This is a genomic window from Streptacidiphilus sp. EB129, assembly GCF_041262645.1.
GTDB lineage: Bacteria > Actinomycetota > Actinomycetes > Streptomycetales > Streptomycetaceae > Streptacidiphilus.
On record NZ_JBGCCS010000007.1, the window covers coordinates 268,557 to 284,410 of the forward strand.

16 protein-coding genes and 2 tRNA genes are annotated in these 15,854 nt (G+C 71.4%); 7 read left to right on the forward strand and 11 right to left on the reverse strand.

The annotated features are described in order from the left end of the window. Positions 1-113: 113 nt before the first annotated feature. Positions 114-186 (reverse strand) — tRNA-Gln (locus ABH925_RS11995). 199 nt (positions 187-385) lie between these two features. Between ABH925_RS11995 and ABH925_RS12000 the strand changes: the two genes are divergently transcribed. Both ABH925_RS12000 and ABH925_RS12005 read left to right on the forward strand, forming a co-directional pair. After that, positions 386-1,372 (forward strand): acyl-CoA desaturase, encoded by a 987-nt coding sequence (locus tag ABH925_RS12000; protein ID WP_370147386.1) that lies wholly within the window; start codon positions 386-388, stop codon positions 1,370-1,372. A 7-nt stretch (positions 1,373-1,379) separates the two neighbouring features. Continuing rightward, a complete protein-coding gene (locus ABH925_RS12005) occupies positions 1,380-2,099 on the forward strand; it encodes a TetR family transcriptional regulator (RefSeq protein ID WP_370147387.1) in 720 nt (239 codons plus the stop codon). A 13-nt stretch (positions 2,100-2,112) separates the two neighbouring features. Here ABH925_RS12005 and ABH925_RS12010 read toward each other — a convergent pair whose 3' ends face one another. Next, a complete protein-coding gene (locus ABH925_RS12010) occupies positions 2,113-2,907 on the reverse strand; it encodes a methyltransferase domain-containing protein (protein ID WP_370147388.1) in 795 nt (264 codons plus the stop codon). A 109-nt stretch (positions 2,908-3,016) separates the two neighbouring features. Between ABH925_RS12010 and ABH925_RS12015 the strand changes: the two genes are divergently transcribed. The 4 genes from ABH925_RS12015 (at position 3,017) to ABH925_RS12030 (ending at position 7,162) form a co-directional block, all read left to right on the forward strand. Beyond that, the gene (locus ABH925_RS12015) at positions 3,017-3,514 is read left to right on the forward strand and encodes a MarR family winged helix-turn-helix transcriptional regulator (protein WP_370147389.1); all 498 of its coding nucleotides are present in this window, start codon (positions 3,017-3,019) and stop codon (positions 3,512-3,514) included. 126 nt (positions 3,515-3,640) lie between these two features. Beyond that, on the forward strand, positions 3,641-4,543 hold the full coding sequence (locus ABH925_RS12020) for an SGNH/GDSL hydrolase family protein (protein ID WP_370147390.1): 903 nt from the start codon (positions 3,641-3,643) through the stop codon (positions 4,541-4,543). Between the two features lie 144 nt (positions 4,544-4,687). Then, on the forward strand, positions 4,688-6,451 hold the full coding sequence (locus ABH925_RS12025) for a phosphatidylglycerol lysyltransferase domain-containing protein (protein ID WP_370147451.1): 1,764 nt from the start codon (positions 4,688-4,690) through the stop codon (positions 6,449-6,451). A 60-nt stretch (positions 6,452-6,511) separates the two neighbouring features. Next, positions 6,512-7,162, forward strand: a complete 651-nt coding sequence (locus ABH925_RS12030) for a hypothetical protein (RefSeq protein WP_370147391.1) — start codon at positions 6,512-6,514, stop codon at positions 7,160-7,162. A 12-nt stretch (positions 7,163-7,174) separates the two neighbouring features. Here the strand turns inward: ABH925_RS12030 and ABH925_RS12035 are convergent, their stop codons facing one another. From ABH925_RS12035 to ABH925_RS12055, 5 genes are all read right to left on the reverse strand, one after another. Further along, complete coding sequence (locus ABH925_RS12035) at positions 7,175-8,128, reverse strand: LuxR C-terminal-related transcriptional regulator (protein WP_370147392.1); 954 nt, start codon at positions 8,126-8,128, stop codon at positions 7,175-7,177. A gap of 114 nt (positions 8,129-8,242) precedes the next feature. Next, entirely contained in the window at positions 8,243-9,463 is a 1,221-nt protein-coding gene (gene galK / locus ABH925_RS12040; RefSeq protein WP_370147393.1) for a galactokinase, read from the reverse strand. A 2-nt stretch (positions 9,464-9,465) separates the two neighbouring features. Then, positions 9,466-10,434 carry a UDP-glucose 4-epimerase GalE gene (gene galE / locus ABH925_RS12045; protein WP_370147394.1) on the reverse strand — a complete coding sequence of 323 codons (969 nt, stop codon included), beginning with the start codon at positions 10,432-10,434 and terminating at the stop codon, positions 9,466-9,468. Continuing rightward, positions 10,431-11,558 (reverse strand): galactose-1-phosphate uridylyltransferase, encoded by a 1,128-nt coding sequence (galT, locus tag ABH925_RS12050; protein WP_370147395.1) that lies wholly within the window; start codon positions 11,556-11,558, stop codon positions 10,431-10,433. Before galT ends, galE begins: the two co-directional genes overlap by 4 nt. Positions 11,559-11,733: 175 nt before the next feature. Next, complete coding sequence (locus ABH925_RS12055) at positions 11,734-12,402, reverse strand: DNA-binding response regulator (RefSeq protein ID WP_370147396.1); 669 nt, start codon at positions 12,400-12,402, stop codon at positions 11,734-11,736. A 134-nt stretch (positions 12,403-12,536) separates the two neighbouring features. On the opposite strand from ABH925_RS12055, the gene ABH925_RS12060 reads away from it, so the two are divergent. Continuing rightward, positions 12,537-13,259 (forward strand): nucleoside/nucleotide kinase family protein, encoded by a 723-nt coding sequence (locus tag ABH925_RS12060; RefSeq protein WP_370147397.1) that lies wholly within the window; start codon positions 12,537-12,539, stop codon positions 13,257-13,259. 70 nt (positions 13,260-13,329) lie between these two features. On the opposite strand, the gene ABH925_RS12065 is transcribed toward ABH925_RS12060, so the two are convergent. From ABH925_RS12065 to ABH925_RS12080, 4 genes are all read right to left on the reverse strand, one after another. Then, a tRNA-Thr gene (locus ABH925_RS12065) sits at positions 13,330-13,402 on the reverse strand. A gap of 137 nt (positions 13,403-13,539) precedes the next feature. Next, positions 13,540-14,244 (reverse strand): hypothetical protein, encoded by a 705-nt coding sequence (locus ABH925_RS12070; protein WP_370147398.1) that lies wholly within the window; start codon positions 14,242-14,244, stop codon positions 13,540-13,542. 57 nt (positions 14,245-14,301) lie between these two features. Continuing rightward, positions 14,302-14,610, reverse strand: a complete 309-nt coding sequence (locus ABH925_RS12075) for a type VII secretion target (protein ID WP_370147399.1) — start codon at positions 14,608-14,610, stop codon at positions 14,302-14,304. A 32-nt stretch (positions 14,611-14,642) separates the two neighbouring features. Next, positions 14,643-15,368 (reverse strand): hypothetical protein, encoded by a 726-nt coding sequence (locus tag ABH925_RS12080; RefSeq protein ID WP_370147400.1) that lies wholly within the window; start codon positions 15,366-15,368, stop codon positions 14,643-14,645. Positions 15,369-15,854: the final 486 nt, after the last annotated feature.

The following is a 15,854-nucleotide window of genomic DNA, read 5'->3' on the forward strand; positions in this document are numbered from 1 at the left end:
GGCGTACCCGAACGGTCCGAGGATAGCGGGGGCCGGAGGCCGCGCCGCCGGGACCGGAGGTTCAGGGTCCGGGCTCAGGGTCCGAGCACCCGGTTCGGGCTCAGGGGCTGGGGCTCCGCTGCTAGGACTCGAACCTAGACCGAACATCTCCAAAGGATGCCGTGCTGCCAATTACACTACAGCGGATCACCGGTCAAGGGGGGTACGGGTCCCCGCCGTGACGCTCCCACAGCCTACGGGTTTCGCCGCCGTGCCTCCACTACCAATCCGGGCCCGCCACGCCGGGGCGGGGTTGACGCGGACGGGAGCGGGCAATCAACCTACGATGCCGTAGGTTACGGATGCGTAGGAACGGTCCCTTCCCTCACCACCCCGAGGTCGCCGTATGTCCGCTCAGTCCTCCGAGGAGGCCCTGGCACCCGCCGCCACGGCCGTACTGCCGACGCAGCCGCGTCCGCTCTCGACGGTGTCGGCCACCAGGGGCGGGGAGAAGCAGGGGTTCGCCGAGCGCTTCGCGCTGGGCTCCTTCATCGCCGTCCCGTTCCTCTCGCTGGTCGCCGCCGTGCCCTTCGCCTGGGGCTGGGGGCTCGACTGGCACGATGTGGTGATCATGGTGGTGATGTACTTCACCGCCTGCCACGGCGTCACCGTGGGCTTCCACCGCTTCTTCACGCACGGCTCGTTCAAGGCCAACCGGGTCCTGAAGATCGCCATGGCGGTGGCCGGCAGCCTGGCCATCGAGGGCCCGGTGGTGCGCTGGGTCGCCGACCACCGCAAGCACCACAAGTTCTCCGACAAGGACGGCGACCCGCACTCGCCGTGGCGCTACGGCGAGTCCGTGCCGGCGCTGCTCAAGGGCCTGTGGTGGGCACACATGGGCTGGCTGTTCGACGAGGAGCAGACCCCGCAGCACACCTACGCGCCGGACTTGGTCGGGGACCGCGACGTCTCCTGGATCTCGCGCCAGTTCGCCTTCTTCACGCTGACCTCGATCCTGCTGCCGCCGCTGGTGGGCGGGCTCTGGGCGTGGTCCTGGCAGGGCGCGCTGACCGCGTTCTTCTGGGGCTCGCTGGTGCGGGTGGCGCTGCTGCACCACGTCACCTGGTCGATCAACTCGATCTGCCACGCGATGGGCAAGCGCCCGTTCAGATCCCGGGACCGGTCCGGGAACGTGGCCTGGCTGGCGGTGCTGTCCTGCGGCGAGTCCTGGCACAACCTGCACCACGCCGACCCCACCTCGGCCCGGCACGGGGTGCTGCGCGGGCAGGTGGACTCCTCGGCCCGGCTGATCCGCTGGTTCGAGCTGGCCGGGTGGGCGCGCGACGTCCGTTGGCCGAGCCCGGAGCGGATCGCGGCCCGGCGCGCGGCATGATGGTGCCGTGAACGAACGCAGCGGTGGGTCAGATGGGGCGGGCGATCCACCCGTTGCCGCGAAGGCGGGACGGGGAGCACCGTCGCCGCGGGCCCGGCGGGCAGCGGGCACGGGCAGGGTGCGGATGAGCGGGAAGCAGCGGCGCGAGCAGCTGCTCGACGTGGGGCGGACACTGTTCGCCGAACGCGGCTACGAGGCGACGTCGGTGGAGGAGATCGCGGCGAAGGCCGGCGTCTCCAAGCCCGTGGTGTACGAGCACTTCGGGGGCAAGGAGGGCCTCTACGCGGTCGTGGTGGACCGCGAGATGCAGCTGCTGCTGGACATGGTCACCGGATCGCTGACCGGCGGCCATCCGCGTGAGCTGTGCGAGGAGGCCGCGTTCGCACTGCTGGACTACATCGAGAAGTCCACCGACGGCTTCCGGATCCTGGTCCGGGACTCGCCGGTGGCCCAGTCGACCGGGACCTTCGCGTCGCTGATCAACGACATCGCGACCCAGGTCGAGGACATCCTCGGACTGGAGTTCAAGTCGCGCGGCTACGACGCGAAACTGGCGCCGATGTACGCGCAGATGCTGGTCGGCATGGTCGCGCTGACCGGCCAGTGGTGGCTGGACGTGCGCAAGCCGAAGAAGGCCGAGGTGGTCGCCCACCTGGTCAACCTGGCCTGGCACGGCCTGGAGGGGATGGAACGCCGACCCCAGCTGGTAGGCCGCCGAAAGGCCTGACCGGCCGGCGGCCTCAGGGCTTGGTGGCGACGACGAAGATGCGGCGGTAGGGCAGCACCGTGCCGTGCGGGCCGGCCGGGTAGGCGGCGGCGAGCAGCGCGCCGTACTCGGCGAGGAACGCCGCGCGCTCGGCGGGGTCGGTGAGCAGTCCGAGGACCGGACGCAGCCCGGTGCCCATCATCCAGTCCAGCACCGGGTCGGGGCCGGGCAGGACCTGGTAGTAGGTGGTCTCCCAGACGTCGGTGTCCAGGCCGAGGGCCAGCAGCTGCCGCAGGTAGTCGGCGGGCTCGTGCACCGCGGGGCGCTGGACGGTGGCGAGATCTGGACCGTCTCCGAGCCGGCCGGCCCAGCGCGGGGAGTTCCTGAGGTCGGCGAGCAGGGTGTGGGTGGGCTCGCCGAAGTTGCCGGGAACCTGGAAGGCGAGGGTGCCGCCGGACGGCAGGGCGTCGGCCCAGCGCGGCAGCAGGTCGGCGTGGCCGGGGACCCACTGCAGCGCGGCGTTGGACAGGATCAGGTCCGGGTGGCCGTCGGCGGCGGGGTCGTAGCCGGTGATGTCACCCAGCCGGAAGTCGACCTGCGGGTGGTCGCGGCGGGCCTGGTCGATCATCGCGGCCGAGTTGTCGATGCCGCTGACCACCGCACCGGGCCAGCGGCCGGTGAGGGTGACGGTGGTGTTGCCGGGGCCGCAACCGAGGTCGACCACCCGGGCGGGGGTCTGCCGGATCCGGTCGACCAGATCGTGGAAGGGGCGGCTGCGGTGGTCGGCGTGCCGCAGGTACTGGTCCGGGTCCCAGGCGGTGGCGGGCATGGCGGCTCTCCCAAGTATCTCGACGTCAAGATACTTCCAGTCTGACCGCTGTTGTTTCTTGATGTCAAGAGACTTCACATCGACACACCTACGACTACACTGATCGCTTATGGAGGACGAGGTCGACCGGCTGGTCGCTGCATGGCGTCGCGAGCGCCCGGACCTCGACGTGGAACCGCTCGAAGTACTGAGCCGCATCAGCCGGCTGGCCCGCCATCTGGACCGCGCCCGGCGCACGGCGTTCGCGGAACACAACCTGGAGCCCTGGGAGTTCGACGTCCTCACCGCACTGCGGCGGGCCGGCGCCCCCTACCAGCTCTCCCCCGGGCAGCTGCTGACGCAGACTCTGGTCACCTCCGGCACCATGACCAACCGCATCGACCGGCTCGCGGTGAAGGGCCTGGTCCAGCGACTGCCCGACCCCGGCGACCGCCGGGGCGTCCTGGTCCGGCTGACCACCGCCGGCCAGGACCTTGCGGACGAGGCGCTGGCCGGACTGCTCGCCCACGAACGCCTGCTGCTCGCCGAACTCTCCGGCGGCCAGCGCGGCGAGCTGGCGGCGCTGCTGCGGCAGTTGGTGGCACCGTTCGACAACCTTCCCGAGTAACGCGGGGCTGACCACTGGTCAGACCGCGCTGCTGCACGGGTATTGCCAGAAGCTACTGACCGGTTGGGATACTCCGGGGGATCGGGAGCCGCATCGTACGCGGCACCCCAGAAGGGGGGCCCACCCATGCCCAGCACTTCCCCGGTACGCAAGGCACTCGCCGCCGGAGCGATGGCGGCGCTCGCCGTGGCCGGCCTGAGCGGCACGGCCTCGGCCCAGGACAGTCAGAGCGGCGGGAGTCAGAGCGCCGGGAGACATCACGAGGCGCACTACTACGTCTCGCTCGGTGACTCGCTCGCGGCCGGGTACCAGCCCAATGTGCGCACCAACACCAACGTCTCCTACACCGACCAGCTGTACGCGAAGCTCAAGCAGCACGACCCGTCGCTGGTGCACATCAAGCTGGGCTGCAGTGGCGAGACCACCGAGACGATGATCAACGGCGGCATCTGCAGCTACCCGGGGGCGAGCTCGCAGCTGGACGCCGCCGAGAAGTTCCTGCGCACGCACCGGGGCCAGGTGCAGTACCTGACCATCGACATCGGCGCCAACGACGTGGACGGCTGCCTCAGCCCCACCGGCATCGACCTGGCCTGCACCGCCAAGGGCGTGGCCACCGTCGCCGCGCAGCTGCCCGGCATCACCCGCGGCCTCTACCAGGCCGGCGGCCCCCGGGTGCGCTACGCCGGGATGAACTACTACGACCCCTTCCTCGCGGTGTGGCTGACCGGCCCGGCCGGGCAGCAGCTGGCACAGGAGTCGACCGGCCTCTCCACCGTGCTGAACGGGGTGATCAAGGCCTCGCTGCGGGCCGGCCACTTCGCGCTGGCCGACGCGTCCACGGCGTACTCCACCAACGACTTCAAGGACCAGGTCACCCTGCCGGGCCTGGGCCCGGTGCCGCTGAACGTGGCCCGGATCTGCGAGTGGACCTGGGAGTGCACCCCGTACCACGACATCCACGCCAACCCGACCGGCCACGCGGTGCTGGCCGAGGCGTTCGAGGACGTGCTGCGCCACCACGACTGACCGTCCCGCTACGTCCGCAGCGAGAGCCCGCCCCCGCCGATCGGGGGGCGGGCTCTCGCCGTCATGTCTGACGGCATGGTCGAATCGGCATGTAATCATGAAGAATCGCCGAAAATAAGGACGGGGAGGGACGTGTCCTCCGAAATGCCGACGAACCGGCTCGCTGTCTGGCGCCCCCGCGCCGCCGCCGTCGCCGTCTGGTACCTGCGCGTCGCCGCGGCGCTCAACTTCTTCGGAGCCGTCTCCGCCCCCTTCCGCGGCCAGGTGACCCGGCACAACACCGGCGACTTCTTCACCCCGTACATGCTCACCGCCGGTTTCGCCTCGGGCGCGCTGGCGCTGTTCCTGGCGATGATGATGCGCCGCCGCAAGCGGGTCGCGTGGATCTTCAACACCATCCTGGCAGGCCTCTACACGGCCCTGGTGGTGCTCAGCATGGCGGTGTACCCGGAGGTCCGGGAGCACTGGTTCAACTGGGTCTCCGGGACGATCACCCTGGTGTTCCTGGTCGCACTGCTGGTCGGCCGCCGCGAGTTCCACGCCAAGGGCGACCGCTCCAACCCCGGTCTCGCGCTGGGCGCGCTGCTGGGCGGCGGCGCCGTCGGGATGCTGATCGGCACCCTGCTGGTCTCGACGACCAACACCGTCGGCGGCTCCACCTTCAGCGACCGGCTGGAGTACGCGCTGCTGCGCGTCTACACCCTGTCCCCCTCCGGCAGCGACTACCGCAACATCCACACCCCGCACTGGGTGGACATCGCGATCAACGTGATGAGCGCGCTGATCTTCCTGCTGGTCCTGTACGCGCTGTTCCGCTCCCCCAAGGGCAAGGAGTACCTGTGCCCTGCGGACGAGGCACAGCTGCGCGAGCTGCTGGACCGGCACGGCGAGCGCGACTCGCTCGGCTACTTCGCCCTGCGCCGCGACAAGTCGGTGCTGTTCTCGCCCTCGGGCAAGGCGGCGGTGGCCTACCGGGTGGTCGGCGGGGTGTCGCTGGCCTCCGGCGACCCGATCGGGGACATCGAGGCCTGGCCCGGCGCGATCGACCGCTGGCTGGCCCAGGCCCGCGAGCACGCCTGGGTGCCCGCGGTGATGGGCGCCAGCGAGGAGGGCGGCAACGTCTACGCCCGGCACGGCCTCAACGCCCTGGAGCTGGGCGACGAGGCGATCGTCGAGGTGGACGATTTCACTCTGGACGGCCGGGCCATGCGCGGCGTCCGGCAGGCCCACAAGAAGGTCGGCCGGGCCGGCTACACGGTGCGGGTCCGGCGCCACGCGGACATCCCGGAAGCCGAGATGGACACCCTGCTGCAGCGCGCCGACCACTGGCGCGACGGCGAGACCGAACGCGGCTTCTCGATGGCGCTGGGCCGCCTCGGCGACCCCGACGACGGCCAGTGCGTGATGCTGGAGTGCCACGACGGCGAGGGCGAGCTGCGGGCGCTGCTCAGCTTCGTGCCCTGGGGCCGGGAGGGGCTGTCGCTCGACCTGATGCGGCGCGACCGGGACGCCGACAACGGGCTGCTGGAGTTCATGGTGCTCGAACTGATCGCGCAGGCCGAGGTGGTCGGCGTGAAGCGGGTGTCGTTGAACTTCGCGATGTTCCGGGCGGTGTTCGAGCGCGGTTCGAAGCTAGGCGCGGGGCCGGTGCTGCGGATGTGGCGCTCGGTGCTGATGTTCTTCTCCCGCTGGTGGCAGATCGAATCCCTCTATCGGGCCAACGCCAAGTACCGGCCCATCTGGGAGCCCCGCTACCTGCTGTTCGCCCGCAGCAGCGACCTGCCCAGGATCGGCCTGGCCTCGGCCCGCGCCGAGGGTTTCATCACCGCCCCCAGCCTCCCCAGCCTCTTCAAGCGCCGCCACCGGCCCGGCGCGGCACTGCCGAGCGCCCAGCGGCAGATCGGATAGGGCGGAGCACAGGGCACGGTCACAGCTGATCGAGTTCCCGAATTGTTCTACCTTGGAAGGGTGCTGCGTGACGCCGTCGAGGCCGAGTGGGGCGACCTGTACCGGGCCGTGCGGAACCGGCTGGTCCGGGACAGGCTGGCCGCCCTCCCGCTGACCCTGACCGCGACGCTGGCCGTGCTGGTGTTCCAGGTGCTGCAGCACACCCCGGGCGGGGCCGCGCTGGTGGAGCGGGTCGGGGTGGTCCGCGCCTCGCTGCCGCTGTGGGAGTCGCTGCTGCGCACCCCCCTGTCGCTGTTCGTGCCGGCGCCCGCGCTGCCGGTGTGGGGCGCAGCGGCGCAGGTCTTCGTGGTGTTCGGGGTGGCCGAGCTGGCGGTGGGCCGCTGGCGCACCCTGGCCGTCGCCTACGCGGGCACCCTCGCCGGAACCGTCTACGCCCGGGGCGGCATGCCCTGGGACAACGTGTTCGCCCGCGACACCGGCCCCTCCGCCGCGGTGGTCGCGCTGGCCGTCTACGTGGCCTGGCGCTGCCGGGCCTGGCTGACCGCGGTGGTGACGGTGACCGCGATGGTGCTTGAACAGGTGCTGGAACCCAACCTGGCCGGGGTCGAGCACCTGGCCGCGATCGCGTGCGCGCTGACGGTGGCCGCCGGCGGGGAGCTGCTGCGGGCCACCTCGGGGCGGGCCCGCGGGGCCTCGCGGGCGGTGTCGTAGGACGCGACGGGGCTACTGCTCGACCGGGCCGACCCCGGCGCGGCGGGCCAGGGCGACGGCGGCCAGGGTGGAGTGCACCCCCAGCTTGCCCAGGACGTTCTGCATATGGGTGCGGACCGTGTGCGGGGACAGGAAGAGCCGGTCGGCGACGGCCTGCCGGCCGAGGCCGGCCACCATGCAGCGCAGCACCTGCTTCTCGCGCGGGGTGAGCGACTCGACCAGGCGCTCGCTCTCGGTCCGGTCCCGGCGCGAGGCGGTGAGTTCCCTGATGACGCCGGTGAGCAGCAGCGGCGGGATGTGGGTCTCCTCCCGCAGCACTCCCCGGATCACGGCCATCAGCCGTCCCAGCGAGCTCTCCTTGGCGACCCACGCGCCCGCGCCGGCCTGCAGCGCCTGCACCACCCGGCGCGGGTCGTCCTCGGCGGCGAGCACCACCACCTGCAGCGCCGGGTGCGCAGCCCGGGCCCGGCCCGCGAAGGAGATGCCGTCCCCGGCCGGGCGGACCGCCGGGGCCGTGGACCTGGGCGCCGCGACGGCCGCGGGCTCGGCGGACCGCCGCTGCGCGGGCAGCGTCAGCGCCGGGCGAACCGGCGGGACCGCGGCCGGTACGACCGCCGCCAGCGGGCGTCTGGGGTCCGCTCCCCCGGCACGCGGCGGGCCGGTGGCCCCGGTCGGCGCGGGGACGGCCGAACCCGGCGCAGACCCCGAGCCCGGCACAGACCCCGAGCCCGGCACAGACCCCGGGGCCGGAGCAGAACCCGGGGCCGGCCCCGGGCCCAGGTCCGCGTCCACCAGCAGGACGTGGAACGGCCGGTTCTCGGCGACGGCGCGTTCCAGCGCCCGCTCCGCCGACTGCGCGCTGCCCGAGGCGGTCACCTCGACGTCGGGCTCCGCCGCGAGCGCGGTGGCGAGCGCTTCCGCGAAGATGCGGTGCCCGTCGGCCACCAGGACCCGGATACGTCCCACAGTCGTCCCCCTGCCCGCAACCACCGGCCACCGGCATACCGGCCCCCGCCGACCTCTGACGTCCCAGGGTAGAGCGTCGGCGGGGGATCGGGCAGACGGCGACCTGTGGTCCCGCTACGCCAGCCGGGCGGCCCCGGCCGCCGGGGTGACCGCGAAGGCGCGCGGCGGCTTCCAGCCCTGGGCGGCGAAGGCCGCGGCGACGGCGTCCGCGACCCGGTCGGCGTCCTCGCGTTCGACCAGGGCGATGATCGAGCCGCCGAAGCCGCCGCCGGTCATCCGGGCGCCCAGCGCGCCCGCCTCGACCGCCGTGGCCACCGCCAGGTCCGTCTCCGCGCAGGAGATGACGAAGTCGTCCCGCATCGAGGCGTGGCCCTCGGTCAGCAGCGGGCCGATGCCGCGCAGGTCGCCCGCGTCCAGCAGTGCGGTGACCCGCTCGACCCGGTCGTCCTCGGTGACGATGTGCCGGGTCAGCGCCCGCAGCTCGCCCTCGGGCAGCCGGGCCAGCGCCGCGTCCAGGTCCTCGCGCCCGATGTCGCGCAGGGCCGGCACGCCCAGCAGCGCGGCCGCCTGCTCGCAGCCCTCGCGGCGGCGCGCGTAGGCGCCGTCCGCGTGCGCGTGCTTGACCTCGGTGTCGATCACCAGCAGCACCAGCCCGGCGGTGGCGAGGTCCAGCGGGACCTGTCGGGTGCGGCCCTGGGGCGGGTCGATGGCGCGCACGTCGACGAAGAGCGCCGCGCCCTCGGCGCAGCAGCTGGAAGCCAGCTGGTCCAGGATGCCGCAGGGCACGCCGACGAACACGTTCTCGGCGCGCTGGGCCAGCAGCGCCAGCTCGGTCGGGGTCAGCCCGAGCCGGTACAGGTCGTTGTAGGCGAAGGCGACCGCGCACTCCAGCGCGGCGGAGGAGGACAGGCCGCCGCCGACCGGCACGTCGCTGTCGAAGAACAGGTCCGCGCCGCCGACCTGGTGTCCCGCGTCGAGCAGCGCCCAGACCACCCCGGCCGGGTAGCCGGCCCAGCCCCCGACGGTGCGCGGGCTGAGCTCGGTGACCCGCAGCTCGGCCGTCTCCGTGCCCTGCGTCCCCGTGTTCTGCGTCCCCGTGTTCTGCGTCCCCGTGTTCTGGGGCGACTGGGCGCTGTGCAGGCGCAGGACGCCGTCGTCACGGCGGGTGGCGGCGACCCGGGCGGCCTGCGGGATGGCGATGGGCAGCATGAAGCCGTCGTTGTAGTCGGTGTGCTCCCCGATCACGTTCACCCGGCCCGGTGCCTGCCAGACGCCCTGCGGGTCGGAGCCGTAGTGGGCGGCGAAGCCCTTGATGACGGCGTCCAGGTTGGTCACTGCTACTCCTGAGAGAGGGCGAAGGTCCAGGCGGTCGCGATGATGTCGTCCAGATCGGTGCGGCGGGGCGTCCAGCCCAGCCGGGTGCGCGCGCGCTCGGCGGAGGCGACCAGGACGGCCGGGTCCCCGGGGCGCCGCTCGGAGGTGAGCGCGGTGATCTCCCGGCCGGTGACCCGGCGGACCGCCTCGACCACCTCGCGGACCGAGAAGCCGCTGCCGTTGCCGAGGTTGCAGACCAGGTGCTCGCCGGGGGTGGCCGCGGCCAGGGCCAGCAGGTGGGCCTCGGCCAGGTCGGCCACGTGGATGTAGTCGCGGACGCAGGTGCCGTCGGGGGTGGGGTAGTCGTCCCCGTAGACGGCGATGTGCGGACGCCGGCCCCGGGCGGCCTGCAGCACCAGCGGGATCAGGTGCGACTCGGGGTCGTGCCGCTCGCCCTGCACACCGTAGGCGCCGGCCACGTTGAAGTAACGCAGCGAGACGGCGGCCAGGCCGTGCGCGGCGGCCTCGCTGGTGATCATGTGGTCCACGGCCAGCTTGGTCGCACCATAGGGGTTGGTCGGGGCGGTCCGGGCGGTCTCCTCGATCGGGCTGCGCTCCGGCTCGCCGTAGACGGCGGCGGTGGAGGAGAAGACCAGCCGGCGCACGTCGGCCTTGCGCATGGCGGCGAGCAGGTCCATCGAGCCGCCGACGTTGTTCCGCCAGTACTTCTCCGGGTCCGCCACCGACTCGCCGACCTGGGAGCTCGCGGCGAAGTGCAGCACGGCGTCGTAGGAGCCGTCGACGACGTCGGCGGCGTCCTGGATCCGGCCCTGGACGAACTCGGCGCCGGCCGGGACCGAGGCGCGGTGCCCGGTGCTGAGGTCGTCCAGGACCACCACCTGGTGCCCGGCCTCCAGCAGGTGCGCCGCGACCACTCCGCCGACATAGCCGGCCCCGCCGGTCACCAGGTACTTGCCGGGCTGCACGCTCATGGGGAGACCTCTCGTAGCCGGCGCGCGGCCGTCTCCGGCGACACGTCGTTGATGAACACGTCCATACCCGACTCGGAGCCGGCCAGGTACTTGAGCTTGCCTACCGTACGACGGATGGTGAAGAGCTCCATGTGAAGGGCCGGTTCACCGCCCCCGCCCGGGGGGGCGGAGCGGACCGGGGCCTGGTGCCAGGCGGCGATGTAGGGGGTACGGGAGCCTCCGGCCGGGTCGAACAGCAGGTCGAAGCGGCGCAGCAGGTCGAGGTAGAGGGTGCAGAACTCGGCACGCTCGGCGTCGTTCAGCGCGCGCAGGTCACCCACCCGGCGGTTGGGGTAGAGGTGCACCTCGTAGGGCCAGCGGGCGGCGTAGGGGACGAACGCGGTCCAGTGGGTTCCGGCGACGACCACCCGTTCGCCGCCGGCCCGCTCGGCGGCGAGCAGGTCGTCGAACAGATTGCGGCCGGTCCGGCGCCGGTGCGCGGCGGCGGCGGCGAGCATCCGTTCGGTGCGGGGGGTGACGAAGGGGTAGGCGTAGATCTGGCCGTGCGGGTGGCCGAGGGTGACGCCGATCTCCTCGCCCCGGTTCTCGAAGCAGAAGACCTGTTCGACGCCGGGGAGCGCGGAGAGCTCGGCGGTGCGGTCGGTCCAGGCGTCCAGGACCAGGCCGACCTGGGCCGGAGTGAGGTCGGCGAAGGAGCCGTCGTGGTCGGAGGTGAAGCAGACCACCTCGCAGCGGCCCACCCCGGGACGGGTGAGGTCCGGCAGCGGGCCGGAGCCGCCGACGGTGCCGTCCGCGCTGGACAGGACCGCCGCCGCGGCGTTGGTGAGCGAGGGGAAGCGGTTCTCGAAGACGACCACGTCGTAGTCGGAGTCCGGGATCTCGCTGAGCCGACCGTCCCGCGACGGGCAGAGCGGGCACTCGTCGGCCGGCGGGTGGTAGGTCCGGCCCTGCCGGTGCGAGGCGATGACCACCCACTGGTCGAGCAGCGGGTCGTAGCGCAGTTCCGTGGCGGTGCTGGTGGCGTCGAGCGGTCGCAGGTCCTGGGCGTCGCGTACGACGTCGTCACGCGAGTCGTAGTAGATCAACTCGCGGCCGTCGGCCAATCGAGTGCTGGTCTTCTTCACGTGACTTCGCTCCACCTTCACGCCTTCACGGCACACTCGCACGGACCCTACCGGCAACATATTCAAACACAACGAACCAGTAGTCAACAGATGCACGTGCGAATCTCCACGGCGGCGCAGGTCACCGGCGGTCCCGTGGAGTCAGGTCACCAACAGATCAGCCCCGTCAGCCGCGTCAGCCCTGCCCGGCCTGGTCCAGCAGTCCGGTACGGGCGGCGACGGCGGCGGCCTCGAGACGGGTCCGCGCGCCCAGCTTCATCAGCACCCGCTGCACATGCGTACGGGCGGTGCTCGGCGCGATGGCCATGCCCGCGGCGATCTCCCGGGTGTCCTCACCCTCAGCGATCCGCAACAGCACCTGCACCTCGCGGCGGGTCAGCAGTCGCAGCAGCCGCACCGCCTCGTCGTCCGGCTCCGGCACCGGGCGCATCAGCTGCCGGAAGGCCGCCTGGAGCAGTTCCGGGGCCACCGCGGCCTCGCCGGCCCGGACCCGGGTCAGGGCGCGCTCCATCACCTCGATCCGCTCGTCCTGCCGGACGTAGCCGGCGGCGCCCGCGCGGAAGGCCGCCGCGACCCCGGTCAGGCTGCCCACGCCGCCGGTGACCACCACCCCCACCTCGGGCCGGTCCCGGCGGATCCGCCGGACCACGTCGAAACAGGCATGGTCCTCCGGATGGGCCACCCCCAGCACGCAGACCTCGGGTCGCCGGTGCGCCACCAGCTCGGCCGCCGCGGCGACCGGGGTGCCCACCGCCAGCACCCGGTGCCCGCGCAACTGCAGCGCGGTCGCCAGCGCCTCCGCCTGCAGCCGGTGGTCGTCCACCACCACGATGCGCACGCCCACCGATCCCCCTCAGGTCGATCGCGCCACCACGGGAGTGAGGTGGCGCACCATCACAACGTATGCAGCACCAGCACCGCCAGCACGCCACGCGACCGGCGCGGGACGGGGCGGCTCGCGCCGGGGACACTGGGTCCATGCCGCGACACCCCGCACCGATCCCCGACCCGCCTGCGTCCGACCCGCTGGCCTCCGACCTGCTGGCCTCCGACCTGCTGATCTCCGGCCCGCTGATCTCGGACCCGCTGATCTCCGACGCCGTCCGGCTGCTGGAGCGGCCGGGGCGTCAGCTGCTGGCCCTGTGCGGGCCGCCCGCCGCCGGCAAGTCCACCCTGGCGCGCGGCATCGTCGACGGCGTCGACCGGCGCCTCGGCGTCGGGAGCGCAGCCTATCTGCCACTGGACGGCTTCCACCTGTCCAACCGGCAACTGGAGCGGCTCGGACTCGCCGACCGCAAGGGCTCGGCGCCCAGCTTCGACGTGCACGGGTATCTGGCACTGCTGCGCCGGGTGCGCTCGACCCCGGCGCACGAGGTGTACGTGCCGGACTACGACCGCTCGCTGCACGAACCGGTGGCGGCCCGGCACGTCATCCCGCCGGCCGCCCGACTGGTCGTCACCGAGGGGAACTACCTGGCCGTGGACGCCGACGGCTGGCGCGAGGTACGGGAACTGGTCGCCGAGCTCTGGTACGTGGACGCGCCGGAGGAACTGCGCGACCGGCGCCTGATCGGCCGCCACCGGGGCAACGGCTCCACCCCGGAGCGCGCCCGGGCCCGGGTCACCGGCAACGACCGGCCCAACGGCCTGCTGGTGCAAGCGAGTCGGGAGCGCTGCGACCGAGTGGTCGCCGGGGTCTGAGGTGAGCCCCCCGCGGAGCGGAAACGCCGAAGGCCCCCGCCGCACGGGCGAGGGCCTTCGGTCTGTTCGGAGCCCCCATGCGGAATCGAACCGCAGACCTTCTCCTTACCATGGAGACGCTCTACCGACTGAGCTATAGGGGCGAACGAGGAAGACAATACCTGGTCACCGCCCCGAACGTAAAATCACCCCCGGCCCGCGCCCCACCCGGGGACGACCAGGCAGTACCGACCGTCTCCACGACGGCCGCGCGGGGGGCACGGCGATGCCGTTCGCCCCCTCAGACGGTGGTGGCCGTCGGCCAGTGCCCTCCGGGGAACGCCGTCGTGTCGATGGTCTCGCCATGGATAGAGGTCATCTGGGTGGCCTGCCCGCCGACCAGGCTCAGCAGGCCCACGATCAGGCCGACCAGCCCAGCACCGGTCAGCAGTGCACTCGTCGTCTCGACAGCCAGGGCCGGTGGAGCAGCCGCCCCGGTGGCCGCAGCGACGGACGCTCCCACAGTGATTTCCACCTCCTGCACACACAGGATCGCGACTGCGCCGTAAAAGACCAGTCCTGAGGCCGCGCAGATACTCAGGGCGGTCGACGTCTTATCAGCGACGGCAGCCAGTCGTGAGGCAGCAGCGGACTGCGGTGCGATGGCCTGGGTATAGGCCGTCGCCGAGGCACCGGTCCAATCCTTCGTCGACCCGAGTGCGCTCACAGTGACTTCTCCGGCAACTCCACTGGCAACCCCCCTGACGTTCTCCCAGGTGTACGCGTTCTCCCACATATACAGGGGGGCGAGAGCGCCTTTCAGGAGCTCCTTCACCTGTTCGAGCAACCAGGTGACGGCCTTGACGAACTCATGGACACACTCCATGAGCAGATCGCCCAGCCCTGCCGGCATGTACCAGGCGTTCGCCGTGGACGCACCCGCCTGCTGGACTTTCGAGAGATTCCTCTCGATTATTGGGATCTTCGCATTGACCTTGTCTATCACGGCCTGATACTGGGATGGACTGAAAGCCATTTCGTCGCCTTCTGTGGAGGGAGCCCTTCAGACTTTATCGAATCCCCTGGAGACATCCTGCTCGCGGAGTTCATAGGCTTGGGCCGTCACGCGCAACCCTTCGGCAATCTTCGCCATCTCCGTACTGCCCTCCCCCGCTCTGGCCGCGACCGCATCCACCATGGCGTCATTGGCGTCGGTGAACAGTTGGAAGACCCCTGACTGCATCCGGTCGAACTTGAGCGCCTGCACTGAGGAGGGAATACCTCCGAGCGCGGCCCCCTGCTCCTGCCAGAGCTTCGCCTCGGCCCGGAGCGTTTCGACCGTCACCTCATATCCGGTGGAACTGTCCGACAACCTTCTTCCGCCTTCCGGGAATTGACGTGGACCTACGGATTGCGCAGCATGGCCAGGGCTTCCTGGAACAGCGCCTGCGCGCGACCACCTGGTTGAGCAGAGCCGTCCTGAACCGATCCGGCGAGCGCTGCCCGCGCGGTGGTGAACGCTGATTCCAGCGCCGAGGAGAGCTGACTGTCCGTCTGCCGTTCCGCCCAACGGGGGTCCACGTCACATCGGATAAGCGCCTGCCGCGAGACGGTGACCCGGACCTTCCCAGCCGCTGCGGTTCCCCGCCATTCCAGTACTCGTGTGCCGGACTGCGAGGGGCTGTCACCGGAGTCGAGCAGGGCCAGGACATCCTCCATCACCTCGCCGATCGCACGGGAAGCAACGGGGGTGGCGTCAAGTGGAGTCGTGTGCTCTGCTTCGGCGGGCACGGGCGTCGCTGCGTACTCCTCCTGCAGCGCGTCCAACCGACCCCGCCAGTCACCGCCAGGGAAGTTCGCGGTCCAGGAGCGCGAGCGTTCCACCATCGCCATATGTGCCGCATCGAGTACGGCGTCCCCAAGTTGAGCCGCAGGGATGTTCCGCCGCCATCCTTGTTCCACGCGGACGGTCCTGGGTAGCCCATCAGCCCCGAGCCGCACGAGCACGGAACCGCTCCGGTCCGAGCCCACCGCCTCCGATGGGGCTGAACTTTGCGCCTCTGCGATCAACTTCTGCAGTGCACTGGCCCGTTGCCGCATCCCGTTAAGCTCGCGGAGCATGTCTTCCATGGCGAATCCCCCAATTCCAGTTCGCCGAGACCTACCCTAATAGTCCTTCTGACCCGGCGTCGCAGCAAGATGTCTCATGACGACCACCATGCCGATCGCGCCACAAGCGAGTACGGCCCCTATCCGCGCTCCTCCGTGGGCCTGGGGTGCTACAAGATCCCCCAGGGCGATGATGGCGACACCTATCCCACACGCGATGGCCATGAGCAGAGCAAGTACAGCGCACAGAAAATAGGGCATCCGCAGCCGGGCCAGAGGAATCGCCGTGCCAGCCACCGTCACGATCAACGCACCGAGTGCAGCCCAAACCGGAGGATAAAGCGGGAAGTCCTCTCTGGCACTTGCTGCCGGATCTGCGATCCAGTAGACAGCGGCGCCCAGAAGACACGCGCAGGCAACGAGGCCCCAGAGCACTGCCGTGCGCCTGCTTGATTTCCTGAGGACGCGCACAGTGCGAGTCACGTTCATGGGACCCCCTCCCGAGTG

Bases quoted from the DNA above. Each gene is read 5' to 3' on its own strand.
- ABH925_RS12000 (WP_370147386.1), top strand. From the start codon at position 386: ATGTCCGCTCAGTCCTCCGAGGAGGCCCTGGCACCCGCCGCCACGGCC.
- ABH925_RS12010 (WP_370147388.1), bottom strand. From the start codon at position 2,907: ATGCCCGCCACCGCCTGGGACCCGGACCAGTACCTGCGGCACGCCGAC.
- ABH925_RS12015 (WP_370147389.1), top strand. From the start codon at position 3,017: ATGGAGGACGAGGTCGACCGGCTGGTCGCTGCATGGCGTCGCGAGCGC.
- ABH925_RS12020 (WP_370147390.1), top strand. From the start codon at position 3,641: ATGCCCAGCACTTCCCCGGTACGCAAGGCACTCGCCGCCGGAGCGATG.
- ABH925_RS12025 (WP_370147451.1), top strand. From the start codon at position 4,688: ATGCCGACGAACCGGCTCGCTGTCTGGCGCCCCCGCGCCGCCGCCGTC.
- galE (WP_370147394.1), bottom strand. From the start codon at position 10,434: ATGAGCGTGCAGCCCGGCAAGTACCTGGTGACCGGCGGGGCCGGCTAT.
- ABH925_RS12060 (WP_370147397.1), top strand. From the start codon at position 12,537: ATGCCGCGACACCCCGCACCGATCCCCGACCCGCCTGCGTCCGACCCG.
- ABH925_RS12080 (WP_370147400.1), bottom strand. From the start codon at position 15,368: ATGGAAGACATGCTCCGCGAGCTTAACGGGATGCGGCAACGGGCCAGT.